19 protein-coding genes are annotated in these 23,748 nt (G+C 64.1%); 5 read left to right on the top strand and 14 right to left on the bottom strand.

Annotation, left to right across the window (positions count from 1 at the left end):
- Window positions 1-8: 8 nt before the first annotated feature.
- The 3 genes from GGQ74_RS06485 to GGQ74_RS06475 form a co-directional block, all read right to left on the bottom strand.
- Window positions 9-1,049: a polysaccharide biosynthesis/export family protein gene (locus GGQ74_RS06485; RefSeq protein ID WP_167940680.1), complete on the bottom strand. Its 1,041-nt coding sequence runs from the start codon at window positions 1,047-1,049 to the stop codon at window positions 9-11.
- Window positions 1,046-2,518 carry an SPOR domain-containing protein gene (locus GGQ74_RS06480; RefSeq protein WP_167940679.1) on the bottom strand — a complete coding sequence of 491 codons (1,473 nt, stop codon included), beginning with the start codon at window positions 2,516-2,518 and terminating at the stop codon, window positions 1,046-1,048. Before GGQ74_RS06480 ends, GGQ74_RS06485 begins: the two co-directional genes overlap by 4 nt.
- Window positions 2,519-2,733: 215 nt before the next feature.
- The gene (locus GGQ74_RS06475; RefSeq protein ID WP_167940678.1) at window positions 2,734-3,216 is read right to left on the bottom strand and encodes a hypothetical protein; all 483 of its coding nucleotides are present in this window, start codon (window positions 3,214-3,216) and stop codon (window positions 2,734-2,736) included.
- A 536-nt stretch (window positions 3,217-3,752) separates the two neighbouring features.
- Here GGQ74_RS06475 and GGQ74_RS06470 point away from each other — a divergent pair.
- Window positions 3,753-4,388, top strand: a complete 636-nt coding sequence (locus tag GGQ74_RS06470; RefSeq protein WP_167940677.1) for a hypothetical protein — start codon at window positions 3,753-3,755, stop codon at window positions 4,386-4,388.
- A gap of 85 nt (window positions 4,389-4,473) precedes the next feature.
- Here GGQ74_RS06470 and GGQ74_RS06465 read toward each other — a convergent pair whose 3' ends face one another.
- Window positions 4,474-5,013, bottom strand: coding sequence for a rhodanese-like domain-containing protein (locus GGQ74_RS06465; protein ID WP_167940676.1), 540 nt, complete (start codon window positions 5,011-5,013; stop codon window positions 4,474-4,476).
- A complete protein-coding gene (locus tag GGQ74_RS06460; protein WP_167940675.1) occupies window positions 5,013-5,537 on the bottom strand; it encodes a MauE/DoxX family redox-associated membrane protein in 525 nt (174 codons plus the stop codon). Before GGQ74_RS06460 ends, GGQ74_RS06465 begins: the two co-directional genes overlap by 1 nt.
- Before the next feature lie 411 nt (window positions 5,538-5,948).
- Here GGQ74_RS06460 and GGQ74_RS06455 point away from each other — a divergent pair, with 411 nt between their 5' ends.
- A complete protein-coding gene (locus GGQ74_RS06455) occupies window positions 5,949-6,326 on the top strand; it encodes a hypothetical protein (RefSeq protein ID WP_167940674.1) in 378 nt (125 codons plus the stop codon).
- Between the two features lie 101 nt (window positions 6,327-6,427).
- On the opposite strand, the gene GGQ74_RS06450 is transcribed toward GGQ74_RS06455, so the two are convergent.
- Entirely contained in the window at window positions 6,428-7,270 is an 843-nt protein-coding gene (locus tag GGQ74_RS06450; protein ID WP_167940673.1) for a hypothetical protein, read from the bottom strand.
- Between the two features lie 329 nt (window positions 7,271-7,599).
- Between GGQ74_RS06450 and GGQ74_RS06445 the strand changes: the two genes are divergently transcribed.
- On the top strand, window positions 7,600-8,475 hold the full coding sequence (locus tag GGQ74_RS06445) for a hypothetical protein (RefSeq protein WP_245168131.1): 876 nt from the start codon (window positions 7,600-7,602) through the stop codon (window positions 8,473-8,475).
- Window positions 8,476-8,581: 106 nt separating this feature from the next.
- Here GGQ74_RS06445 and GGQ74_RS06440 read toward each other — a convergent pair whose 3' ends face one another.
- From GGQ74_RS06440 to GGQ74_RS16265, 7 genes are all read right to left on the bottom strand, one after another.
- Window positions 8,582-10,072 (bottom strand): alkaline phosphatase, encoded by a 1,491-nt coding sequence (locus GGQ74_RS06440; RefSeq protein WP_167940672.1) that lies wholly within the window; start codon window positions 10,070-10,072, stop codon window positions 8,582-8,584.
- Window positions 10,073-10,096: 24 nt separating this feature from the next.
- Complete coding sequence (locus GGQ74_RS06435) at window positions 10,097-11,002, bottom strand: AEC family transporter (RefSeq protein ID WP_167940671.1); 906 nt, start codon at window positions 11,000-11,002, stop codon at window positions 10,097-10,099.
- A gap of 114 nt (window positions 11,003-11,116) precedes the next feature.
- The gene (locus tag GGQ74_RS06430; RefSeq protein WP_167940670.1) at window positions 11,117-14,281 is read right to left on the bottom strand and encodes an EAL domain-containing protein; all 3,165 of its coding nucleotides are present in this window, start codon (window positions 14,279-14,281) and stop codon (window positions 11,117-11,119) included.
- Between the two features lie 48 nt (window positions 14,282-14,329).
- Window positions 14,330-14,926, bottom strand: a complete 597-nt coding sequence (locus GGQ74_RS06425) for a tetratricopeptide repeat protein (protein ID WP_342448584.1) — start codon at window positions 14,924-14,926, stop codon at window positions 14,330-14,332.
- A 51-nt stretch (window positions 14,927-14,977) separates the two neighbouring features.
- Window positions 14,978-18,058, bottom strand: coding sequence for an EAL domain-containing protein (locus GGQ74_RS06420; protein ID WP_167940669.1), 3,081 nt, complete (start codon window positions 18,056-18,058; stop codon window positions 14,978-14,980).
- Complete coding sequence (locus GGQ74_RS06415) at window positions 18,055-19,974, bottom strand: diguanylate cyclase domain-containing protein (RefSeq protein ID WP_167940668.1); 1,920 nt, start codon at window positions 19,972-19,974, stop codon at window positions 18,055-18,057. The genes GGQ74_RS06420 and GGQ74_RS06415 overlap by 4 nt, the downstream gene beginning before the upstream one ends.
- Window positions 19,971-20,393 carry a GNAT family N-acetyltransferase gene (locus GGQ74_RS16265; protein ID WP_342448583.1) on the bottom strand — a complete coding sequence of 141 codons (423 nt, stop codon included), beginning with the start codon at window positions 20,391-20,393 and terminating at the stop codon, window positions 19,971-19,973. The genes GGQ74_RS06415 and GGQ74_RS16265 overlap by 4 nt, the downstream gene beginning before the upstream one ends.
- 147 nt (window positions 20,394-20,540) lie before the next feature.
- Between GGQ74_RS16265 and GGQ74_RS16260 the strand changes: the two genes are divergently transcribed.
- Window positions 20,541-20,759 carry a hypothetical protein gene (locus tag GGQ74_RS16260; protein WP_245168217.1) on the top strand — a complete coding sequence of 73 codons (219 nt, stop codon included), beginning with the start codon at window positions 20,541-20,543 and terminating at the stop codon, window positions 20,757-20,759.
- A gap of 205 nt (window positions 20,760-20,964) precedes the next feature.
- Window positions 20,965-22,683 (top strand): FAD-dependent oxidoreductase, encoded by a 1,719-nt coding sequence (locus tag GGQ74_RS06405; protein WP_167940666.1) that lies wholly within the window; start codon window positions 20,965-20,967, stop codon window positions 22,681-22,683.
- A gap of 90 nt (window positions 22,684-22,773) precedes the next feature.
- On the opposite strand, the gene GGQ74_RS06400 is transcribed toward GGQ74_RS06405, so the two are convergent.
- Window positions 22,774-23,739, bottom strand: coding sequence for a rhomboid family intramembrane serine protease (locus GGQ74_RS06400; RefSeq protein ID WP_167940665.1), 966 nt, complete (start codon window positions 23,737-23,739; stop codon window positions 22,774-22,776).
- Between the last annotated feature and the right edge of the window lie 9 nt (window positions 23,740-23,748).

The following is a 23,748-nucleotide window of genomic DNA, read 5'->3' as shown; positions in this document are numbered from 1 at the left end:
CCTGTGCCCTACTTGATGATCGGGTTGACGAAGAGGGGGCCGTCGAGTCCCGAGCTCCAGCCGCGGAAGAAGATGATTTCCGAGACCTCGCGCATGACCTCCGCCCACTGCGCCCTGCCGCGCCGGGGGATGTACACGATGTCGTCGGGCTGGAGGTAGAAGAGTGTGCCGTCCTCGTCGAGGCCGAGTGTCTTCTCCAGATCGAGCCGCCGCGCGCCGAATTGCTGGCCCTGCCGTCGGAAGACGAGGACGCTCGTCAGGTCCGCCTCGTTGTTGTGCCCTCCGGCCAGCGCCAGCGCCTGCGTCAGCGTCACTGGCTTGGCGATGCTGAATGCCCCGCCCGTGCGCACCTGTCCCATCACGTAGACCATGGCACCGGAGTGGCGTTCGAGGAATAGGTCCACGTGTAGGCCGGGCAGGTAGTCCTCGTAGATGGCGTCCAGTTCTTCGTTGATCTGTGGAATGGTGCGCCCGGCAACGAATATGTCGCCAGCCAGGGGGAAGGTGCAGAAGCCGTCCGGGCGGACGGTGACCAGCCGGGAGAGGCCGCGCGAGGCGGTGTGCAGGTCGTTCTTCAGTTCCTTGATGCGTGAGCGGTATTCCGGAACCACCACGTAGATTTCCGGGGCGCGCAGGATGGATGCGTAGCGCTCCCGAAGCATCGAGGTGACCTCGCCGACGGACATCCCCGCGATGCGCACCTCGCCGAGGTAGGGCAGTGAGATGCGTCCGTCGGGCTGGATGTTCTGCGTCTCGTTGAGCTCCGGCGCATGGACGAACTTTACGGTTACCGTGTCGTCCACGGCGAGGCGGAACTCTTCCTTGCTTTGCCATGTGCGGATTTGGAACAGCACGTCCAGCACGTCACCGGGCACGAGGCGGTAGTCCGGAAACAGTCCGAGCGCGGAGGGATAGTCCTTGGCGTCCGCGGCGAAGGTCGTGGCCGACATGGTGCGCTCCTCGTCCGGTGCGATGGGCAGGTCGCCACGCGTGCATCCGACCGTGACAAGCGTGAGGGCAAGGAAAATGAGTAGTGACGTGCGCATCATATCTTTCCGTACAGGATTTTGGGGATGTAGAATCTGCGCTGGTTCAGGACCATGCCGATGATGCTGCCGCCCATATTGCGGATTTTTTCGGAGGAATCTTGGACGACTTCCCACTTGGTCCGTTCCGCCTCCACGGCGAGCAGCACGCCGTCGAAGCGGTCCGCGAGGATGGCGGTGGACGTGCCGATCAGCGAGTGGCCGTCGAAGACGACGTAGTCGAAGCTCTCGCGCATAGTGGCGATGTGCTGCGAAATGACGTCGCGTCGAAACGTTTCGCAGCGTTCGCACGCCTGCGTGCCGTAGGGCATGAGCCACAGGCCCGGATAGGCTGTTTCGCGAAGGCATTCATGCAGGCTTTGTCGATCGCTCAGGAACTGGAGCAGGCCGGGAGCCTCGTCGATGCTGAACATGGTGTGCAGGATGGGCGCACCGGTGTTCCAGTCAACCAGCAGAACGCGGTTGCCGCCCTCGCTGGCGAGGCCCCAGGCAGTGTGAATGGCCGTGGTCGTCTTGCCCTCGCCACGGAAGCAGCTGGTCACGTAGATGGTGGCGGCGCTGCGGTTCGCCGCGAGCAGGTTGGCTTCGACCATGGAGAGCTCGCGTTCGTGCGCGCGCAGACGCCGTTCGAGATCGGGAGGTAGTCGAGGCAAGCCCGATGGGGCGTCGGCGTTGTCCGTTTGTGCCAGAGGCTCCGAGTCCTGCGGCTGGGGCTGTGGCTGTGGGGGCACCCGACGCGAGCGCATGCGTCTACGGAGTGTCACGACGATGGCTATGGCGACGAGAACGGCGGCGATGCCGATGTTTTTGTATTGCGAGGTCGCCCGGCCGGGGGGCGAGGTCACCTCAGCGAGCGCTGGAATGGGGAAGGCGTGGAGTACGGCCGCTTGCTTGGCTGGTGGTGCGGTGGACGATGCATTGGCATCGGAAAGCGTCTGTGTGACGTCAGCAGCTTGTGTTTCATTTGCTGTCGCGGTGGATGTCGCCACGTCGGTCGGTGGCGGATCGTCCTGTGCGGCGGTCGCTACGGCAGGTGGCGCTTCTTCGGCATGGGAAGGTGCCGCGATGACGCCGGAGCCGGGTGCTGCGACTTCGTCGATGCGCGCGTTCGGTGCCGTTTGTGGCGGAACCGTGCCTCGGATGCGTAGGACGTATGCGTCGGGATGGCGTGCGGCCAGTGTGTCTCGCATGGCCTTGGCCGAGGCCCTGTCCGCGAAGTTGCCGATGCGGAACAGGTGCATGGAGCCTCGCTTGTCCACACGCAGAAGCCCTGCGGTCTGGGCGTCGAGTTCCCTGCGCAGAGCGGCTTCGAAGCTGCGTGCATTGTCTGGATTGTCGAGCCCGGCTATCTGAATGCAGTAGACGAGGCCGGATGGTGCCGGGGCGGCGTCAGCCTGTGCGGTCGAAGTCGAAAGGGGCGAGAGCAGAAAGACGGCGAGAACCATCCCCACGGTGTGGAACGCCATCGACATGGAGCACGGAAAATGACGGAATGACGCACGAAACATAACGCCCCCGTGTACTTATGCATGCAGTGGGGCATCCGTTAGGTCGCGCGCGGCGTCGTGCAGGGCGGATGCGACAGGCCTTGAATGCCAAAAAAGCCGCAAGGCCCATCATACATGAAAATAGGAATTTCGGTCGAGTTGTTTCCGTGTGGGGATGTGAACTGTGCAGCCGCGTGGGCTCAAGGTATCCCGGCGCTCCACGTGCGGGTGAATATCCATTCGCCGCAGGTGAGGTCGCAGGGTGGGACGAGGGACGTGTCGATGCGTTGCGCGGCGGGGAGCGCTGCTACCTGCTCGCGGGTGAGCACCTCGGCGTAAGCCGCGCAGCCAAGGCCGAAAGGCGGGAGAAAGTGCAAAAGCTCCGGATGGCCCACGGGCAGGAAACGTCCGTTGAGAGCTTCGCAGAAGGGGCAGACGTGACCGGTGTCGCGCAGGCGGATCATGATGCCGCCTGTGTTGTCGTCCGCTGTGGGGGCGACGATGCGCGAAACGGCCGATAGCGCTCGGGCGCGCTCTGCGTCGTAGAGATCGAGAAAGGCCTGAATGTCTTCGGGCGCTGCGTCGTATTCCTCGAACATGCACCAGATGATCTGGCCGCTCAGGCGGCGGACGAGGGGATGGCTTTCGATGATGGCGGGCGGAAAGGCGTAGGGTGCGTGCATGGGGATCATGTAGCCGGAATGACTGGGCTGGGCAAGGCACTTTCCGGCCGGGCATCGAAGTCTGTTGACAATGCGTGGCAAAGTGGACATTGTATAGGTGATGGAAAAGGATTTTTGAGCGCATCGTGACCATGCATGGCAGACGTTCACCACGCTTGGGGCATCGAACGACACGATCGTGAAGCGTATTGACGCCTTGCCCGAAGCGACATCTTTCGGTCGGCTCGTTGGTTGGCAACCTTCAAGCGAACCTCAGAACGGTGTCAAGGACATGGATTTGGGAAACGACGATAATCCTTCAGGCCCCCCCGCGAGCTGACGAAAACAGCAAGCGGGGGGTTTCTTCGTTTTGAGCCACAGGATGCGCGCAGTGCCCTGCGTGCAGTCCTCGGGTTCAACATATTTGCTGATGTTTGGCTTGAATGCCTGTGTCGAATATGTTCAATGGAATGAAGCGCTCGCGATTCGTGATGCAAACCCATGGAGAATTGTGCCCGATGTTCGGAGGATTGGCTCGCCTGTTTGGATATGGCCGTATGGCCGAATCGTATCTTTCCCGTGATACGCAGCTCGAAAGGATCGTCGACTGCGTGCTGGATGGATGCGAGTATGCTCTCGTCATTGGGGACGAGGCTCCTGCGGCCGCCCATCGGGTTGCCGCGCGGCATTCGGCCTGCGAGTGCATCGCGTCCGAGCACGATAGCGACGTCTACCACACAGCGCTCAACCGTGCGGCGGACTGCAAGAATCTCTATCTGCACAATGTCACGCCCCGCGAACTTCTGTGCCGGGTCGAGGAGGAGAAGCCCTATCTCTTTTCGCGTGATGTGCTGGTGGTCCTCAATGCCGCCGGGGGCGGGCCGGAACGCCGGTTCGCGGACGAGGTCTCCTTCGTGTTCGACAGGTTCCGTGCGGCGTTCGTGCTGTTCGTCGGGTGTCGCGTTCCGGGGCGGGATGATTTCTTGGTCCATTCGCAACGGGGCAGGCAGTGCTCCGCTGCCAATCTGAAGCCCATCTTCGCGCGCACTGAGCATGCGCTGTATTATCCGCGCTACTCCGTGCCAGCCATGCGCCGGGGCCGTCTGCCCGGATGGGGGCTTGCCGCGCTGCGGTCCAACGCCATGTACGAATTCCCGGACGGCATGCGCGAAGCCGTGGCCCGCGTGGGCTAGACGGCCTTTCGCTTCGATTTCGCAATGAAAAAAAGGCGCTCGCCCGAAAGGGGAGCGCCTTTTGTGTCATCAGATGAGGCGTGTGCTACTTCACGCTTTCTTCGGGGAAGCCAGCACCCTTCCATGCGAAGATGCCACCGGGGTAGCGGTAGACGTTGGTGTAGCCGAGCTTCTTGGCCCACGCGGCGCCGTTGTGGCTGCGGGTGCACTTCACGAAGCCGCAGTAGACCACGATGGTGCGGTTCTTGTCGGGGCCGAGCAGGGCCTCGTAGTCAGCCATGGTCTTGCCGTCGGTGGCCTCGGCGTTCCATTCGTTCATGTCCTCGATGGGGAACAGGAACTGGGCCGCGCCGGGCACGTGACCCTTCGCGTAGCTGTCCTTGTAGGGCATGGTGTCGATGACGAGGATGTTCTTGTCGGCTTCGAGCGCCGCCTTGAGTTCGGTGGTGGTCATCACGTCGTAGCCGCCGCGCTGGACTTCGCGCAGCAGTTTCACCGCGCCCTGTTCCTTTTCGACTTCAGCTTCGAACTTGTCGCTGCCGAAGAAGGCGAACGCGTTGGCCGACAGGCCGAGGACGAGGGCGGCGATCATGCCCGCGACGGCGAGGGTCTTGAATTTCAGCATCAGGCTTTCTCCCTTGGATGGATAAGAATGTGAATGGCGGCAGGGATGGACAGGGGACGCACGCCCCGAACCCTGCGCCACCAGTACGCATGGATGACAAGGGCCATGAGGCCCATGTCGCGGATGAAGGCTTCCTTGAGCCCGTGATAGGCCTCGCCTTCGGGGTCTCCCGGTCCGTAGCAGCCGCAATCGACGTCCAGACCGAGGTGCATCCCGTAGGCGAGCACGAATAGGAAAACGAGATTCATGCCACCGATGGAGGCGAGGCTACCGCGCAGGTCGAAGACAAGGCCCGCGCCCGCCGCGACCTCAAGGGCGGGCAGGAGCAGTGCGACAATTGGCACCAGTGGCCCGGGCAGAAGCCCGTATCCGGCTATGACCTGCGCAAAGGCCGCCGGGTCGGCCAGTTTTCCGATGCCCGCATAGACGAAGATGGCCGCGAGCGTGTAGCGCGCAGCCCTGTACAGCAGCGGGGAAAGAATGACGCGGGCAAATCCCGTCGGGTGTGTCGTGTTGGTACGCATGGCGGACTCCGGGCGCGATGGCCTGCCTCCTCTTATCCGTTTCGCGAGGTGTGAAACAAATAGTTTGTTCTTATGACTTGGGCGTTCGTCCATAGGCGGGACCGATATTCGACGGCGCGCATCGCCGCGAGTGGTGGGCAACCGTTTGGAATTTCGCCAGTGGTGGGAAATGTCGGCTGTGCGTCACATTGTGCTTGACAAGAGAGGGGGGATTGGCTGAGTGTCCAGTCAGTTCAAGAAATCACATGGTCCGACAGCGACTGCAAGGTCTGCAAATGGTGATTCATTTCGCAGGGCTTGCAATTTTTTGTCTTCTCCCGGGCCTGTTGCGTCCGCCGCTTTCGTGCGGGCAACTGTTGATGCATCGGGTGAGGACGTCGGTCGTCGGATACGTTTTTGGAGATTGGGATCATGACTTTGTTGTATGATAGGGAACGCGGCAGAATTTGTTGCCGCTGGAAAGAGCCTGCCACCATGCGCTTTCAGGGGCGCGAGGTGGTCATCAACAGGCAGCGGACCGGCTCGGTCCGCGTTTCCGAACTTGGAACCATGAACAAGCGCGACTTCGCGACTATCCGCAAGGGTGGCCGGGGCAAGGCCGTGTCGCAGTTCGTCAAGGCCTTACAGCGCAGCGGCGTGTTCACGAAGGACTACGCTCCCGAAGTCTGCGAGATTTGCGGTGGTAGCCGTGGCGTGCGCGCCTGCTTCCATCCGGAGACGCACCGCCTTGCATGGCTGTGCCCGGAGCACGACACCGTGCTGTCCGGTCAGCAGACCGTGGCCGCCTAGCGCGAGCGCTGTCATGGACCGCTGCTGCGGTCCGTGAACGTGAGAAAAATGGGCCTTCCGCCAATGGTGGGAGGCCCTTCTTCTGTCCTGCTCTCAGGGGATCAGCCGCGGGTTTCGCGATGGATTTGCTGTGTGGTGCGGATGGCCCGGTCGAGGTCGAGGGACGGACGGGCGGCGAGTGTCTGCGCCGAAGGGCGCGTTCGGTGCTCGATGTTGCGATTGCGGGCGATGGCCCCGCGATGCGCCGTGGCCGCGCAGAGCAGTGTCATCGGCGCGAGGATGTAGAGGGTTTGCAGTTCGCCGAGGAGAATTCCAGCGACGCAGCCTGCCGTCACGAGCATGAGTCCCATGCCGGTGCCGATGGCACCGATGTAGACGTGCCCAAGCCCCGCCCACAGAAACGACAGCGCAAAGGCTGTGGACGGATTGCGGGTGCGTCGGGTCTTGCGCAGTGTGGCCGAGGCGAGGCGGGCGAGATGCTCGCGTTTGAGCAGTGCGGCGTCGTCGCGGGCGGCTGGCGCTTGCGCGCGGGGTTGGCCGTGGGCGGCGATGGGGGGCGTGTTCGGATGTCCATCCCATGGCGTCTTGCCCTTCACTAGCACCCTGCCGAAGTCCGGATGGCGTTCGCCGCCGGTGGGAATCTGGTCGACGGGATGTGCGGGGCGTTTCGCCCCATGCTCTTCTTGCGGGCTTGTGCCATGCAGGTGCGGCGTTTCGTCGTAGTGCGGCCCTTCATCGCTTTGGCGGGATGGTGCCGCGTGGGCCACGAGGTCCGCTAGCTCCGGCGGCAGTTGGCGCTGCGCGCCGTGGGCCGTGGGTATCTGCATCTCGAAGGTGTCGAGCATGTCGTGCAGTCTGCGCACGAAGTCGCGACCGTCGATCAGACCCTGTTCGTGGAGGTCTTCAAGGTGGCGGATGCCGTTTGAGATTGTTCGCGTCTTCACGTGTCGCTCCGGCGTCGGATTCCCATGCGTAAGGCGAAAGGTGGCTTGTATCGTTATGCCCCAGTTGTGCGGGGGGCGCAAGACGCGGCGAACGTAAGTGATGGAAATAACGTGGCAGGCGGGTTGAAATGCCTGACTACAGCGGGTATTCTGCATTCTACGATACCGGTCCGCTCCGACGGGCCATCATGTGGAGCTTCAATGATGCACATCACCATGCGGGCCGCTGGCCCCGTTGTCCTTTTCCGGGAAAATCGCCGCGCGGCGGCCTGTTTCGATAGTCTGGCCCATGCCTTTGCGGTCCTCGGGATATGTTTCGCGGGGAGGGCATGATGCAGGCGATTACGGCCTTCCTCGAATATTTCGCCCATGTCTTCGACACAGTGGACTGCCGCTGGGAGCGCGACAGGACCGCACGCGGTCTTGCCACGCTTCTCGTCATCGTCTTCGGCCTTTCCCTCGTGGCGATAGGGCTGAACCGGGCCGGACTGCTGCCCGCGCCGTTGTCGGGCATAATACCGCTCAATCCTTTCCACGCCGTGAACATGGCCTTCACGCTCCTGCTGTTGCAGGAAGTGATGGTGCTCATCCTCGTGCTGCCCAAGTCCTTTTCCCGCTCGGTGGTCAAGCAGTTCGAGATTCTCGCGCTGATCCTTCTGCGGAGCTGCTTCAAGGAGCTGGCCAACATCCACGAACCGCTGGTCTTCCCGGACGACATGGCCGCGCTTTTGCGCATCGGTTCCGACGGAGCCGGGGCCGTGGTCGTCTTCGTGCTACTGGCCTTCCTCTTGCGGGCGGGAAAATCACGCAGTCGGGGCGGCAACGGCGTGAACCTCTACTATTTCGTGCTCACCAAGAAGATTCTCGCCCTGATGCTGTTGTGCGTCTTTACGGGACTTGGCGTCTACAACCTGTGGCTCGGCATGACCGGGCGCGCCATGTTCGATTTCTTCACGGTGTTCTATACCGTGCTCATCTTCAGCGATATTTTCATCGTGCTTGTCGCCCAGCGCTATCGGCCTTGTTTTGTCGAGGTCTTCCGCAACTCTGGGCTTGCGCTGTCCACGGTGTTCATCCGCCTCGCCCTGTCCGCTCCGGCGTACTACAACGCCGCCATGGGCGTGGCCGCCGCCGCGTTTGCCCTGTGTATCGCCATGGCCTACAACTATTTCGACTCGGGGCATCTTGTGGCTCGGCGCGAGTAGCGCCGCCGCGACATATGGTTCGAATGCGAAGCGGCCCGCACGGTGCCGGTCGGGAATATCCCGACCGGGCCGTGCGGGCCGCTTTTCGTTTGCGGAGGTGCGGACGTCAGTTGACGACGTTTGCGACCGGGTGCGCCGCGTCGATGGTCCGCCGGATCACCTTGGCGATGTCCGTGTTGTCGTGGAAGCCATCGAAGGCCTCGGAGCCAGCGCCCATGGCCGTGGTCACCACTGGGGCGGCCGTGTGCGCGAAGGTGGTCCAGCCCATGCCCGCCTTATTGGCAAGGATGCGCGTGAGGGTGACGGTGAGCGGATCGTCCTTGCCGTAGAGGAGTGAGACCTGCGCGTTACGGTTTTTCTTTGGCAGGCCGCGCATGCTCAGGGCGAAGGCGTCGCGCAGCGCGGCTTCCTCCTGTGGGGCGAGCCGCAGCGGCGTTGCCTCGCCGTCGGAGAAGGTCAGCCCGAAATGCTCGGTGACGATGGGCCTGAACGAGTCGAAATCCTTCGGCCCGTCGCCGTCGCGAAAGCGGGCGAGGACGTCGTCCGTGAAGACGCGAAACGAGACCTTCTGTGCGGCGAGAAGCTGCGGGGCGCTCTCGTAGTCCGTGCCCGCGAAGCCCAGCGCGAGGCCGCCGGTCTCGTGGTCCGCCGTGACGACGACGAGGGTGTCGTCCGGATGCGAGCGGGCGAAGCGCACGGCCTCGGCCACGGCGTCGTCGAAGGCCAGTACCTCGCGCACGGTGGTTGCCACGTCGTTGCCGTGGCAGGCCCAGTCGATCATGCCGCCTTCGATCATTATGAAGAAGCCGTTCGGATTGTCGAGCAGCTCGATGCCCTTGGCGGTGAATTCGGCCAGTGTCGTGTCTCCGGGGCGGGCGTCGATGGCCAGCGGAAGCGAACCGGAGCGGTGCGTGCGCGGGGCCGTGACGATGACCTTGCCGTCCGCCGCCGACAGCGCGAGGAATCCGGCCCGATCATCCACGAAGCGGTATCCAGCGGAGCGCAGGGTGTCGCGCGCGTCGCCCTTGGGGTGCTTTGATTTGCGACCTTCGGGGTCCTTGAGTCCGCCGCCCGCGAAATACTCGAAGCCGCTTTCTGCGAGCTGGTGGGCGATTTCGTGGTACATGGAGCGGTTCTCCACGTGGGCGTAGAAGGCCGCTGGTGTGGCGTGATCGACGGAAACGGTGGTCACGATGCCGACCTTCATGCCCCGCGCGTGCGCAAACTCGGCCACGGATTGCAGGCGTTCGCCGTCGGGGCCGATGCCGATGCGCGAGATGCGCGTCTTGCTGCCCGTTGCCAGTGCCGTTCCCGCAGCGGCGGAGTCGGTGATGGCTCGGTCGAAGGCCTGTGTCGCCGTGAGGCCCGTCGCGGGCAGGGTGTCCATGACCAGCTTGTGCCCGGCGAAGGCTGCTGCGGCCGCGCGCTGGGCCAGCCCCATGCCGTCGCCGATGAGCAGGAAGACGTATTTCGGGTGGAGGTTCCGGCCAGTCGCGTCGTCGGCGAATGCGGGATTCGTGCCGTGCAGCGCGGCGAGAACGAGAAGCGGAATAAGGAGCAGACGGAGCCGGAGCGCGAAGCGGTGAGGGGTATCCATGGCCTGTCCTCGAATGGTTTGGGACTAGCCGATAAGCGCGAGCATGACCGGAAGCGTTGCTGCGCTGATGATGGTCTGTCCCGTGATGATAGCCGCCATGAGCGGAGCGTCGCCGCCCAGTTGCCGCGCGAGGATGTACGACGAGCTGGCCGTGGGCAGGGCGGTGAAGATGATGGCGGTGGCCCGTGCAGTGCCTGTCACGTCGAGCAGGGCGCATGCAGTGGCGGTGATGATGGGGAATATCACGAGTTTGGCTGCGGATGAAGTGGCAAGTGCGAGGAGGTTTCGGCGCAGTTCGCCGAACTCCAGCCCCGCGCCGACGGCCAGAAGGCCCAGCGGAAGCGCTGCCCGGCCGAGAACCGTGAGGCTGTCCAGCGCGCCAGCGGGCAGCGGCGGGTTCAGAACGTTCATGGCGAAGCCCGCAATGCAGCCGAGGATGAGTGGATTCTTGCCCAGTTCGAGGAGCACGCCAAGCCCGCGTCCGTTAGTGGCACCGCCGAAGCGTGAGACCACGGGCACGCAGAACAGGTTGTTGACGGGAATCATGGCGACCATGGCCACGGCGCACAGCGGCAGTGCGGCATCGCCGAACAGGGCGGCCGCTCCAGCCAGACCGACGTACGTGTTCATACGCACGCCGCCTTGGAAGACCGAGGAATAGGCCGGGCCGTCGAAGGGCAGCTTGCGGCGGATGATCAGCAGCAGGACCGAAATGGCCGCCACCGACGCCGCAAGGGCGAGGCCCATGCGCATCGCGCCAAGGCCCGAGAAGTCCGCCGTGGCGAGCTTGTCCATCAGCAGCGCGGGGAAGAACAGATAGTAGGTCAGGCGTTCGGCCTGCATCCAGAACGTGTCGCCGGGAAATCCGAAACGGCGCAGCGCGTGGCCGAGGAGGATGACGAGAAAGACGGGCAGCAGTGCGGCGGACATGTAGTCTCCGACGGCGGATATTGTCGTGTTTCCGGTTGAAGGGGCGTTGTCGTCGAAATTCCTACGCCTGTCGGGCGCGATGGGCAACAGGCGAGGCTTGGCAGGCAGGAGCGGTCAGTGATCGCAGGTGTTCGGAGATGGCTGCGTGGGCGCGGGGTGCGCATCGAGCCAGCGGAGGAACTGATCCTCGGGCAGCGGGCGGGAGTAGTAGTAGCCCTGCACGGTGACGCAGCCGAGATTGCGCAGGAAGTCGATTTGCGCGTCGTTCTCGACGCCTTCGGCCACCACGTGCAGGCCCATGGTGTGGGCCATGGACTGGACCATGGTGGTGATGGCCGCGCTCTTGCGGTCGTGCTCGACGTCGACGATGAAGGCCCGGTCGATCTTCAGTGTATCCAGCGGGAATTCTGCGAGGTAGCGGAGCGACGAATAGCCAGTGCCGAAGTCGTCCACGGCGAGGGTGACGCCGAGCTTCTTGAGTTGGGCGAGAATGCCAGCGACGCGTTCCACGTCCTGCACCAAGAGCGCCTCGGTGATTTCGAGTTCGAGGAACGCTGGGGGCAGGCCCGTCTCGTCGAGCGTGTCGCGCACGAGGGTGACGACGTCGCGTTCGAGAAATTGCTTGGGCGAGATGTTCACGGCGATGCGCATGTCAGCGTGTCCATGGGCGTGGATGCGCACGCACGCGGCGCAGGCCTCGCGCAGGACCCATTCGCCCACGGGGTGGATGAGGTCGCCCTCTTCGAGGGCGGGGATGAATCGGTCCGGCGGCACGATGCCCCATTCCGGATGCATCCAGCGGATGAGCGCCTCCGCGCCTTCGACGCGGCCGGTGTCCGCCTCGACCTTGGGCTGATAGAAGAGCACGAATTCGCCCCTGTCCACGGCGTGGCGCAGGGCCGTTTCGAGCCGCAGCCGCTCCGACGCGCGAAGCGTCATCTCCGTGGAGAAGAATGCATAGCTCTTGGGGCTTGTCTGACGGGCGTGGTGCAGGGCGTTTTCTGCGTTGCGCATCAACTCCTCCGCACTGGACGCGTCCGTGGGGTACAGGGAAATGCCCATGGAGCAACTCATGAAGGCCTCGCCGTGGGGCAACTGGTAGGGCGGGGTAATGGCGTCCTGAAGGCGCGGGATGAGCGGAGCGATGGATTCGGTGGTCTTCACGCCGGGCACGAGGAGCGCGAATTCGTCGCTGCCGAGGCGCGCGGCGGTGAAGACGCCGCCGAAGGCGGCAGTCAGACGCTGGCCTGTCTGCAGGAGCAGTTCGTCACCGCTGGCTATACCCATGGATTCATTGACAGTCTTGAAGTTGTCCAGATCGAAGAGGATGACGCCCACGCCGCTGTCGTTGGTCTTTGCGTGGGCCAGTTCCTGTTCGAGCAGGTTCAGGAACAGCGCCCGGTTGGGCAGCTCGGTGAGCACGTCGTAGTTGTTGAGACGGTAGATGCTCTCGTCGCTCTTCTTTTCCCGCGTGAGGTCCGAGAAGGTGCCGATGAAGTTCACCACGCGTCCCTCGGCGTCGCGCAGGGTGGTGATGCGCAGCCATGCGGGGAAGAGTTCGCCGTCCTTCTTACGGTTCCATATCTCGCCGCTCCAGTGTCCGTCGTCCATGATCGCGCGCCACATGGCGGTGTAGAATTCCGACGAGTGCCGTCCGCTCTTCAGTACGTTCGGCTTCTTTCCAAGCGCCTCCGCCGGGGTGTACCCGGTGAGCAGGGTGAAGGTCCGGTTGACGTCGACGATGGTGTTGGAGCTGTCGGTGATGATGATGGATTCGTTGCTTTGCTCGAAAACCTGCGCCGCGAGGCGGTTGCTCTCCTCGTTGCGCTTGCGTTCGGTGATGTCCATCAGTGCGGCGATGTAGCCCCGGTCCGGATTGTCGAAATCGAGATGGCGCATGACGAGATGCACGTCCACGGGCGTTTCGTCGCCGCGCAGCATGATCGTGTCCACCGCGGCTATTCCGGTATTTTCGAGGGATTCGACGAGAAGGGAGCCCGCCCTGCGGTATTCCGCGCCGTTCGGATAGAGCTGGCGGGAGTCCATTCCCGCGAAGGACGTTTCCTCGCGATCGAGCATGCGGGCCATGGCGGCGTTGGCCCATTCGACGACTCTGCCCCGCCCGAGGATGAGGCCGAAGGGCGAGACCTGCAGGATCGTTTCGAGGGTTTGGCGCTGTTCGTCAAGCTCCACGGTGCGCGCGGCAACGGCGTTTCTCAGCCTGCGGTTGAACAGATAGAGCGCAAGCACGGCGGCCAGCGCCACGGCGGCCAGGGCAGTGCCTGCGCTCAAAACGAGACGTAGCGTCTCCGAATGGAGCATGACCTCCGGCTCGTATATGAAATCGTCGATGTTGGCGGCTGGCGGGGCCATGCCGAGCGAGGCGAATTTGTCCGCGATGTGCCGCCAGCGCAGCGGGTTCATGGTGCCGAGGGGGACGAGTTCCGGCAGGATGAATCCGCGCAGGATTTCGGCTTCCAGCAGGAGCTGGGCGCGCGTCTTGTTCGGAGCGTAGCGCGAGCGGATGAGGTCGGCCATTTCCTCGGGATGCTCCAGCGCGTATTCCCAGCCGCGAAGCGATGCGCGCAGGAAGGCCTGCACGCGTTGCGGATGGTTGGATATCTCCTGTCGCGTGGTGAATAGGCAGTCACCATAGAAGTCTATGCCGTAGGCCTTGGGGTCGAACAGGATGAATCGCTCGTTGCGGTCCATGAGTTCGAGCGGTTCGTTGGTGGCGTAGCCGGACATGGCGTCGATTCCGGCGGTGGACAATGCGTCGCTGCTCCAGCTGTGGGGGATGATGGTCGCGTTGTCGTAGCCGACGCCAGCGGCCATGAGCATGGCGAGGATTTCCGCGTCGTGCCCCTTGTAGAGCATGATGCGCTTGCCGACGAGGTCCGCCGGGCGGGTGACTCCGGAGTTCGGATTGACAAGGAGCACCGCCGGGGAATGTTGGATGATGGCGGCGAGAGCCACGATGGGCCTGCCGTCGAGAAAGTCGAGTAGCGCCTCGGTATTGTGGACGGCAAACTGCGCGTCGTCCGACAGGAGCGCAGTGATGGGGGACGTGCCGGATGATCCTTCCCGCAGATCGACCTGGAGTCCTTCCTCCCTGTAGAAGCCTTTTTCGACGGCGGCGTAGTAGCCCGCAAACTGGAACTGATGCCGGAATTTGAGTTGCAGGGTGACGGGCTCTAGACCCTGCGCGCCAAGTGGCTGCGCAGGGACGCAGAGCAGTGCGGACACCGCAAGAAGAACGATCAGCACAGAGCGGAGCATACTACAGGATTATCCGTTTTGCGTGGGCGCTGGCAAGCTTTGTCACGATCAGCCTTCACCGGCGAGCAGTTCTTCCTTGCGCGCGGCGATGGCTTCCTCGACACACTCGACGGCGTCTTCCAGCGGGTAGTCCTCGGAGGATTCGATGAGTGCGGTCTGCACGTTGAGTTCGCGCATGATGCGGACCTCCTCGGGGTTGAAGTAGCCGCGCCAGGCTTCGGCGGCCTTGTCGCGCTTGCCCATTTGCGCAAGCGTCAGCCCGAGGTAGAGGGAGGAGAAGTTGTCACGGCCGCCGCGTTCGCGCAGGACGCGTTCGAATTCGATTTTCGCCTGCAGGTGCTGTCCCGCGCGGTAGAGGCAATAGCCCAGCCGTTGCCGCGCTTCGGAGTGGCGGGGCAGGATGCGCAGGCATTCGCGATATTCGGGGATGGCTGTTTCGTAGTCGGAGCGGGCGTATGCCGCGTTGCCGCTGACGAAGGCGTCGCGCCCGAGCATGGCGTCCTGCGGGGTGATGTCGCCATTGGCCTCAGGCGCGTCATCGGTTTTTTCGTCGAGTACCGTGCTGGTGCGCTCGCGCAGTTTGCGCAGTCCGCCGAACATGAAATCGCGGCGGGAGAGACCTGAATTGTCCCTTGATGCTGCCACGTTGTCCTCCTTGGTCGTGTTGCGGACAAGATACTCGAATGCGTTTCGGGGTCAACCTGTGGCGGAGGTCCGGAGCGTGGATGAGGTGGAGGCCATCCTCACGATGAGCGCCTCGGCCTGAACGGAGGTCAGCGGACGCGCGTAGAGATAGCCCTGCGCAAGGTCGCAGCCCAGAGTCCCAAGCAGTTCCGCCTGCGCGGGCAGCTCCACGCCCTCGGCGATGACGTTCATGTTGAGGGCGTGCGCCATCTGGATGATGGCGTGGACGATCTTGGACTTTTCGTCTCCCGCGCCGATGCGAGTGACGAAGGAGCGGTCCACCTTGATGGTGTCCACGGGGAAGTCGTAGAGGTACGACAGCGAGGAGTAGCCCGTGCCGAAGTCGTCCACGGAGAGGCTGACGCCGAGGCGTTTGAGCCGGGCGAGCTGGCGGGCGGCGGAGAGGGCGTTCTCCATGACGACGCTTTCGGTGATTTCGAGCTTGACCGCTCCCAGTGGCGCGTTTGCGGCTTCCGCCGTGGCGCGGATGCGTTCGTCGAGGTCGTGCAGTGTGAACTGGCGCGCGGAAAGGTTGATGCTCATGAACATGTCATCGTGCGCGGGGAAGCGCTTGCGCCAGTCGGCGAGTCTACGCAGCGACATTTCGAGAACCTGCTGACCAATGGGGATGATGAGCCCCGTCTCCTCGGCGGTCTGGATGAAGTCTCCGGGGGAGATGAGGCCTCGCGTGGGATGCTCCCAGCGGATCAGCGCCTCGAACCCGGCAAGATGCTTGGTGTCGAGGTCGATGATGGGCTGGTAGTGCATGACGAATTCGCGCTGTTCCACGGCCCGGCGCAAGTCAGCTTCCATTTCGAGGACATGCATGGCCTGCGTGTGCATCTGCGGGGTGAAGGTCTCAAGGCCGCCCAGTCCGCGTTCCTTGGCCCTATAGAGGGCTATTTCCGCGTCGCGGAGCATGAATTCCGCGCTGGCGTGGGGCTGCGGTCCCATGACGACGCCAACGCCCGCCGAGGTCTGGATGACATGCCCGCCCACGGTCAGCGGTCTGCGCAGGGCGAGCTGGATGCCGCGTGCCGCCTGCGCGGCCACATCGGCAGTGATGGAGCCGGTCAGCAACACGGCGAATTCGTCCCCCGCGACACGGCTAATCGTGTCCACGTTGGGCAGGGTGTCGCGCAGGCGTCCGGCCGTGGCCTCGATGACGAGGTCGCCGGTGGAGTGCCCGAGGCTGTCGTTTATGACCTTGAAGCGGTCGAGGTCGAGGTAGAGCAGGGCGAAGGCGTAGTGCGGGTCCGCCGTGGCGTGCGATATGGCCTGTGTAAGGCGGTCCAGCAGCATCGAGCGGTTGGGCAGTCCGGTCAGCCTGTCGTAGAAGGCCATGTGCGTGAGTTGGCGCTCGGCGATCTTGCGGTCGGTGATGTCCGCGTAGATGCAGTACGAGCCGATGTAGTTGCCCTCGAACATGATGGGTGACGCGGCGATGGCGACGTGGACGTCCGCGCCGTCGCGCCGTCGGCGCATGGTTTCGTGCTGCACGGTTCCGCCGGTGCGGATGGACGCGTTGAAGCTCGATGCCTCGCCCATGAGTTCCGGGGATACGATGAGGCTGTCGAGGTGTTGCCCCTGCACATCGCTTCGCGAAAACTGGAAGAGTTCCTCGAAGGCTCCGTTGGCGTCGAGGACGTTGACGTCCGTATCCACCATGACCACGGCCAGTGGGGAATTCTCGAACAACTGGCGCAGTAGCGCGCGCTGCTTGCGCAGTTCGCGTTCCGCCCTCTTGCGCGAAGTGATGTCGCGCATCTGCGCCACCACAAAGCTGCCTTCGTCCGTATGGAAGCTGTGGAGGTCTATTTCGAGGTCGAGAGGCTTTTCGTCCGGACGATTGAGCCGCCATTCGAAAGATTGCGGATGTCCCGCCGCTGCGCGCCGGTAGTGGTCCTGCGCGACCTGGCGGGAGTAGGGACCGGCTTCGGGAATGCCCGGAATGACGGACGTCATACGTTGGCCTTCAAGCTCCTTGCGCGACATGTCGAGCAGGCGCTGGGTGGTCGGGTTCGCGTCCACCACCAGCATGTTGCGCAGGATGAGGATGGCGTCGTGTGAGTTGGCGTAGATGGCCGTAAAGCGTGCCTCGTTGGACTTCGCGTCCGCGATGCGGCGGCGTATGCCGATTTGCAGGAACAGGTTCCACAGGGCGATGCCCGCCACGGCCGCTGCGGCCAGCGCGAGCCATGCCGCATGCGTTTGCAGCAGGTGGCGGATGGAATCCGTGTGCGTGATGGCTCCCACCCACTTGCGCTCGATGCTGAGCTTTTGCTCCTCGCGAATGGACAGGATGCCTTTGTCGAGAATGGAGAGGAGCACCGAGTTGTTGCGTGTCACGGCGAGGCAGCCGTCCTCGCGCGTTACGGGCTGGCCGACCTCCTTGAAGCCTTGCGTTTCCGTTTTGAACAGGGTGTGCCGGAACGCGAAGGTGTAGTCCACCACGGCGTCGAAGTCTCCGTTCGTGAGACCGGAGAGGCCCTGAGCCGCGCCCCGGTAGGGGATGACGGCAAAGCCGCCATGGCGCGAGACGACGTCCGCCAGCGCCGTGCCTGCGGGAACGCCGACCTTGCGCCCGGCCAGATCGTCGAGATTCTCCACTTCTACGATATGTGTGGGGACATAGATGTGCGTGGTGTGACTGCTGACCGGTTCCGTGAAGGCGAAGCGCTTTTGGCGTTCCGGGGTGGGCGTCATGTCGGCGATGAGGTCGATTTCTCCGCGTTCGAGCCTGCCGGGGAGGTTCTCCCATGTGTCGCCCACGAATTCGAAGTTCGCGCCGATGTTGACGCCGAGCAGGTTCAGATAGTCGACACTGAAGCCGCGGGCCTTGCCGTTGGCGTCGGTGAATTGCAGCGGGACGAATTCTCGGTCGATGCCCACGCGCAGGTAGGGGTGCTCATGCAGGAAGTGTCGCTCCGCGTTGTTGAGCACGACGTTCGTGGAGTGTTGCGGGCGGAGGATGACCGCTAGCGCCGCGAGGGCAAGTAGCGCTCCGGCGGCGGAGAGAACGGTCAGAAGCCACGAGCCCGGTCCAGTGTGTCTGCGGGAATCGTTCGGGGATGACGGGACGGATGCGGTCATTCTTTCCTGCTGCCTGATGTTGGACCTGATGCGTTTCGGGCGTTGCGTTTGGCGCGGTACATCGCCGCGTCGGCCTGTTCGAGAAGCCCCTGTGCCGTATCGGCGTCCTGCGGGTAGAGGCTTGCCCCGATGCTTGCATGGATGTCGATGCGCCCGCAGTCGAGGTCGAAGGGGCGGTCAAGGGTGGCGAGGATGTCGTGAGCGACGGCCTCGGCCTGCTCGCGGGTTGTCGTGTCTGGAAGCAGGATGGCGAATTCGTCGCCGCCGATGCGCGCCATGAGGTCCGACTTGCGCAGGCGGGAGCGCATGCGTGCGACAGCCTCCACGAGCACGGCATCTCCCGCGTTGTGCCCGTAGGTGTCGTTGACGTGCTTGAAGTTGTCCATGTCGATGTAGAGCAGGCCCAGCCCCGTCCCGTTGCGTTGCGCGAGGGTCAGCATGCGGGCGAATGCCTCGTGGAACAGAGAACGATTGGCAATGCCGGTCAGTTCGTCGTGTGTGGCGCGGCGGGCAAGGGCTTGCTGCGAGCGCTTCTGATCCGTGATGTCGCGCACGATGCCGTTCATGCCCGTGACGCGCCCTGCACTGTCGAGCGCCGCACGGACGCTCATGGACAGCCATGCATGGCCGCCGTCGGCCTTGCGTGCTAGAAATTCAAAGGTCTCCGCCGCGCCTTTGGCGCTGATGAGCGCGTGGAAGCGTGGTGCGTCGTCCTCCGAGGCGAGCATGATGGCGTGGGGAAGCGTGTTCACCTCGCGCAGGAGGTCATTTGCGTCGTCGTAGCCGAGGATGTGCGCCAGAGACGCGTTGGCGTGGGTCACGCGGCCCTCGGCGTCGGTCTGGAAGATGCCGTCCACGGCGTGGGTGAAGATGTTGCGGTAGATTTCTCCTGCGGTGCGCAGGTCGGCAAGGGCCGTGGTGAGTTCTGCCGTGCGTTCGGCCACGCGCTCTTCGAGCCGGTCGTTCAACTGCTGCAATTCGTCGCGGCTGGCGCGCAGGGCGGTTTCGGCCTGCGCGCGTTCGTGGAGGATGGCGTGGATGATCAGCGAGGTCGAGGCGATGCCGGAGACGAAGAGTTGCAGCAGGTGGATGGAATGCGGGTGCTCGATGATGGCGAAGGGACCATATCCTTCCATGGTTGGCATCAGGGCGTATCCGGCGAGGAGCAGATGCACCAGCGTGAGGGAACGCGTGTCCAGCCGGAATGTCGCCCATGCGAGGAAGGGAAACAGGCCGAAGCTGAGCGGGTATTCCAGCACGTCGCTGCCAGCGCCGACGCCGAAGATGAGCCATGACATGAAGGCCAGACTGGCGCACAGCGCTAGTCCTTCCACGGAAACGAGCCGCGGGGGGACGCTTGGGCGCTCGCTTAGCCAGCCGAGCACCAGAGGCGTGAGCACGACGATGCCGCTGAAGTCGGACAAAAACCACGCCCAGATCAGGTGCGGAAAGCCGGACGGGATGGGGCGCGAGGTGAATTCGGCCCCGAGCCAGCCTGTGGAGGCGCTCAAAAGGCTGGCGACGAGGGGGCCGAAGGCGATGAACAGCACCATGCCCCGGGCGCTTTTCTGAAAGGCACATCCGGGGACGAATCGGCGTAACAGCAGGGAGGAGACGCCAAGCGCGGCGGTATTGCCGCCGGACCAGACGAAGGCCGTGTCGAGGGGCTGGCCAGCCATGACGGCCGAGGCCATGTCCGCGAGGAGGATTGCGGGCCAGATGCGCAGGCCGCACAGGTGCATCGCCGCAAGGCCGATGCCAGCCGCGGGCCAGATGTGGGCGAAGCCGTCGGTCTGGGTGAAGACGATGGCCCCGCGCGCTGCCCCGAGATAGACGGCGGCGAGGGCGAGGCAGATGTAAGGCCGCATACGCTGGATGTGCTGCGGCATGTCTTCGGGGCGCTCGGGCAGGGTCATTCGATGTATCCGTTATCGAGTGCGGTGGTCACGTCGCTGAATAGGCCCATGCCGGTGCGTAGCCGGCGGAAGCCGAGTTTTGCGTAGAAGGGTTCCTTGCCGGGAGCGGAGAAGAGTAGCACGGTACGCACGTCGAGGCGCGAGAGGATGTTGTCCACGATGCCGTGGCCGATTCCGCGGCCCTGATATTCGGGAAGAACGCAGATGTCGTAGATTGCCGCCTGAAAGATTCCGTCCGTCAGGGCGCGGCCCAAACCCACCAGTTGCCCGTCGGCAAAGGCGAAACAGACGATTTGGCTTGATTCGAAGGCTTGGCGGAGCGGTTGCGGTTCGCGTTCCCCGAGTGGGGCGCGTCGAAAGACCGATGCCGCTTCTTCCCAATTGATACCAGCGCAGTCGGAATGAAATGCGATGTCCACGTTTCCTCCCTGCAGGCAACGTACTTCAGGGTGCGGCTTTTTGCAATTCCGGTCCGTGCGGCGGGGTTGAGAACACGGGCGCTGCGGTGTATGAAGGCCGGACGCCGCAACCGTTTGCGGAACTGGGACAATTACAGGGAGAATATTATGGAATACGTCATCCCCGCCGTTCTGATCCTGCTTGGACTGGTGAATGTGAATCTCATCCGGGTCGGGATCGACGTGGGCGAGGTCCAGTCCCGATTCTTCAGAATCAGACGCAGCAACTCGGCCTTCGGGTTCTGGTCCGCCATAGGCTTTCAGGTCTTCGTGTCTGCGGTCTGCTTTTCCGTGGCGCTCTTGCGTATCACGCATCCCGAGTTCTGAACCGCGCAGGGCGGGGCCGTTTCCCCCTGCTCATGCGGGGCGTGCGGTTGTGCGGATTGGCGTGCCATGACAGCGCGACGGTCCGGATGGCGCGCCAGTGAGATTGCGGCTCCATATCTATAAGATCATTCGCGCGAACACTCCGCCGGACGCAGACGAAGGGATGTGTGCGGCAGTGGCGCGTCACCACGCAAAGGAGAAATCAATGGGCAGAAGGATAGTCATCATCGGTGCCGTGGCGCTCGGGCCCAAGGCCGCCTGCCGCGCCCGCCGTCTCGACCCCGAAGCGGAGATAACCCTCATCGACAGGGACACCATCATCTCCTACGGCGGATGCGGCATTCCCTATTACGTTAGTGGCGACATCGCCAACGTTGACGAGCTGTTCTCCACGGTCTTCCACGCCGTGCGCGATCCGGAATTCTTCGACGTGTACAAGCGCGTGAACGTGCGCACCGCCACCGAGGCCCTGTCCATCGACCGCAAGGCGAAGTCCGTGCGCGTGCGTGACCTGAAGACCGGCGAGGAAAGCGACATTGCCTACGACACGCTGGTGCTGGCCACCGGTTCCACGCCCTTCGTCCCGCCGGTCGAGGGGGTCGATCTGCCGGGCGTGGTGAGCATTTCCAATCTGCACAAGGCCATCATGCTCAAGGATCAGATCGCCGCGGGCAAGATCGGCTCCGCAGTGGTCGTCGGCGGCGGTGCCATCGGTCTTGAAATGGCCGAGGCGCTTACCGCGCTGTGGGGCGTGGAGACCACTCTCGTCGAGATGTGCGACCACGTGCTGCCGCAGGCCATCGGACCGGATCTCGCCGGGCTTCTGACCCGCCACCTCGAAGACAATGGCGTGAGTGTCATGGCCTCCACCCGCGTGCAGCGCATCGTGGGCGACGAGGACGGCGTCACCGCCGTGGAGACGGACAAGGGCACCATCCCCTGCGATCTGGTCATCTTCGGCGCGGGAGCGCGGCCCAACACCGCCATCGCCCGCGAGGCAGGGCTGGCCGTCGGTCCCTTCGGCGGATTGCTGGTGGACGCCCGCATGCGCACCTCGGACCCCAACATCTATGCGGGTGGCGACTGCGTGGAGGTGCGTAACCTTATCACCGGCGGCAGCATGTATCTGCCCCTCGGTTCGCTGGCCAACAGGCAGGGACGCGTCATCGGCACCAACATCGCTGGCGGCAACGAGCGCTTCGATGGCGCGGTGGGCACCTTCTGCCTCAAGGCCTTCGACATGGCTGTGGCCACCGCCGGTCTGACCCTCGCGCAGGCGAAGGCCGCTGGCTTCGACGCGGTGGAGGGCCTTGCCGTGCAGGCCGACCGTGCGCATTTCTATCCCGGCCACAAGTGGATGTTCCTGAAGCTCGTCGCCGACCGCAAGACCCGCCGCGTGCTCGGCGTGGAGGCCGTAGGCGAGGCTGGGGACGCGGTGAAGGCACGCGTGGATGCCGTGGCCGCGCTTCTGGGACATCATCCGGACCTCGACGACGTGTCGAACCTCGAAGTGGGCTACGCTCCGCCGTTCGCCTCGGCCATGGACATCGTCAACGCCGCTGGCAACGCCCTGAAGAACGTCCTCGACGGTTTCAGCCATCCCGTGGAGCCGAGCGTGTTCCTGCGCGATATCCTGCCCGATGAGTCGAAGATCATCCTCGACGTGCGCTCGGCCAAGCAGGGCGAACCCATGACCCGCAAGTACGGCAAGCGCTGGATCAACATCCCGCAGGACGAGCTGCCGCGTCGCTATGACGAACTGCCGCGCGATGTCACGCTGCACGTCATCTGCAACACGGGCCTGCGTTCCTACGAGAGTCAGGTTCTGCTGCGCGCCAAGGGATTCACCGACCTCGTGAACGTGCATGGCGGCTATCTTTTCGCCCGCATGCTCGATCCGACCATCGTGCCCGACGAAGCCTAGCGGCGCGATTCGAAGGCCGTGATTTCAGCGCCCCGCTCCGGTTCGTCCGGGGCGGGGCGTTTTCGTTTTCAAAAGTGGGATGGGAAGAGGCTAGGGCGCGAAGGCCAAGGCCCACGCGCTGGCCATGGCGGTGAACGCCGTGAGGCCGAGGAGGCGGTCCGCTCCGGTGGGTGTCGCGGCGGGGCGGGGAAGGGCGTATGCGGTAAGCGCGCCGAGCGGTAGCCCCGCGAGGAATCCGAAGGCGTGTGCGCCGAGGTCCGTGCGTTCTCCGCCGGTGCCGAGCATGGCCAGAATTCCCAGACACGCCACCACCGGGGCCACGGTGCGCCGCAGGTCGATGCTTCTGTCGCGCACGGCGCGTAGCGTGCCGAGTGCTCCCACGGCGGCGAATACGGCCGTGGATGCGCCGATGCTCAAGTGCCCCGGTCCGTGGAATGCGGCGTTGGCGAGGTTGCCGAACGCGCCGCCGAGCACGAAGACGAGCCAGCCCGCGCCAGAGCCTGCCTCGGCGCAGAAGATGGTCATGATCACCCCGCCGAGCGCCGCGTTGGCGAGCATGTGCCCGGCGTCGGCGTGCAGGGTCAGGGCCGTGAGTGTCCGCCACCACTGCCCGGCGAGTATGGCGGCGGAATCGGCGCGCCCATTGTCGAGCCACAGATCAGGATACAGTCCGTACTTCGGCCATGGGCGGGTGATGAGCGTGTGGAACAGCGCGCCGAGGGTCATGACCGTCGCCGCGGTCCATGCCGCTGCGGAGCGGAAGGGGCGGGGCGCTGCCCGTCTGGTGCGTGGGTGCGGATTTTCGTTGGCGAAGGCGGAAATTTCCTCGCGGGCGCGTTCGGCCCAGTCGCCACGGATGACGATGCGCCAGCCGCGTGCCAGCGGCATGAGCCGATGCGGAATCTCCGCCGCGCCGAGGGCGAGGGACCAGTCCCGCGCGGTGTCGCCATCGAGGGGGCGCCGCGCCATGCCGTCGGGCAGCACGTCCAGCAGATCGACCCACGCTGCGCGGTCTTTCGTGGGGGTGCCTGCGTCGGGGTGGTCCGTGGTGGGCATGGCGGTGGG

The organism is Desulfobaculum xiamenense (genome assembly GCF_011927665.1).
Taxonomy (GTDB): domain Bacteria; phylum Desulfobacterota; class Desulfovibrionia; order Desulfovibrionales; family Desulfovibrionaceae; genus Desulfobaculum; species Desulfobaculum xiamenense.
The sequence above is the reverse complement of the archived record's forward strand: the minus strand, read 5'-3'. Positions and strand labels throughout refer to the sequence as shown.

Excerpts from the sequence above, each read along its gene's own strand:
- GGQ74_RS06485 (WP_167940680.1), bottom strand. The coding sequence starts at position 1,049 with ATGATGCGCACGTCACTACTCATTTTCCTTGCCCTCACGCTTGTCACG.
- GGQ74_RS06480 (WP_167940679.1), bottom strand. The coding sequence starts at position 2,518 with ATGTCGATGGCGTTCCACACCGTGGGGATGGTTCTCGCCGTCTTTCTG.
- GGQ74_RS06475 (WP_167940678.1), bottom strand. The coding sequence starts at position 3,216 with ATGCACGCACCCTACGCCTTTCCGCCCGCCATCATCGAAAGCCATCCC.
- GGQ74_RS06470 (WP_167940677.1), top strand. The coding sequence starts at position 3,753 with ATGGCCGAATCGTATCTTTCCCGTGATACGCAGCTCGAAAGGATCGTC.
- GGQ74_RS06465 (WP_167940676.1), bottom strand. The coding sequence starts at position 5,013 with ATGCTGAAATTCAAGACCCTCGCCGTCGCGGGCATGATCGCCGCCCTC.
- GGQ74_RS06460 (WP_167940675.1), bottom strand. The coding sequence starts at position 5,537 with ATGCGTACCAACACGACACACCCGACGGGATTTGCCCGCGTCATTCTT.
- GGQ74_RS06455 (WP_167940674.1), top strand. The coding sequence starts at position 5,949 with ATGACTTTGTTGTATGATAGGGAACGCGGCAGAATTTGTTGCCGCTGG.
- GGQ74_RS06445 (WP_245168131.1), top strand. The coding sequence starts at position 7,600 with ATGATGCAGGCGATTACGGCCTTCCTCGAATATTTCGCCCATGTCTTC.
- GGQ74_RS06440 (WP_167940672.1), bottom strand. The coding sequence starts at position 10,072 with ATGGATACCCCTCACCGCTTCGCGCTCCGGCTCCGTCTGCTCCTTATT.
- GGQ74_RS06435 (WP_167940671.1), bottom strand. The coding sequence starts at position 11,002 with ATGTCCGCCGCACTGCTGCCCGTCTTTCTCGTCATCCTCCTCGGCCAC.
- GGQ74_RS06430 (WP_167940670.1), bottom strand. The coding sequence starts at position 14,281 with ATGCTCCGCTCTGTGCTGATCGTTCTTCTTGCGGTGTCCGCACTGCTC.
- GGQ74_RS06420 (WP_167940669.1), bottom strand. The coding sequence starts at position 18,058 with ATGACCGCATCCGTCCCGTCATCCCCGAACGATTCCCGCAGACACACT.
- GGQ74_RS06415 (WP_167940668.1), bottom strand. The coding sequence starts at position 19,974 with ATGACCCTGCCCGAGCGCCCCGAAGACATGCCGCAGCACATCCAGCGT.
- GGQ74_RS16260 (WP_245168217.1), top strand. The coding sequence starts at position 20,541 with ATGGAATACGTCATCCCCGCCGTTCTGATCCTGCTTGGACTGGTGAAT.
- GGQ74_RS06405 (WP_167940666.1), top strand. The coding sequence starts at position 20,965 with ATGGGCAGAAGGATAGTCATCATCGGTGCCGTGGCGCTCGGGCCCAAG.
- GGQ74_RS06400 (WP_167940665.1), bottom strand. The coding sequence starts at position 23,739 with ATGCCCACCACGGACCACCCCGACGCAGGCACCCCCACGAAAGACCGC.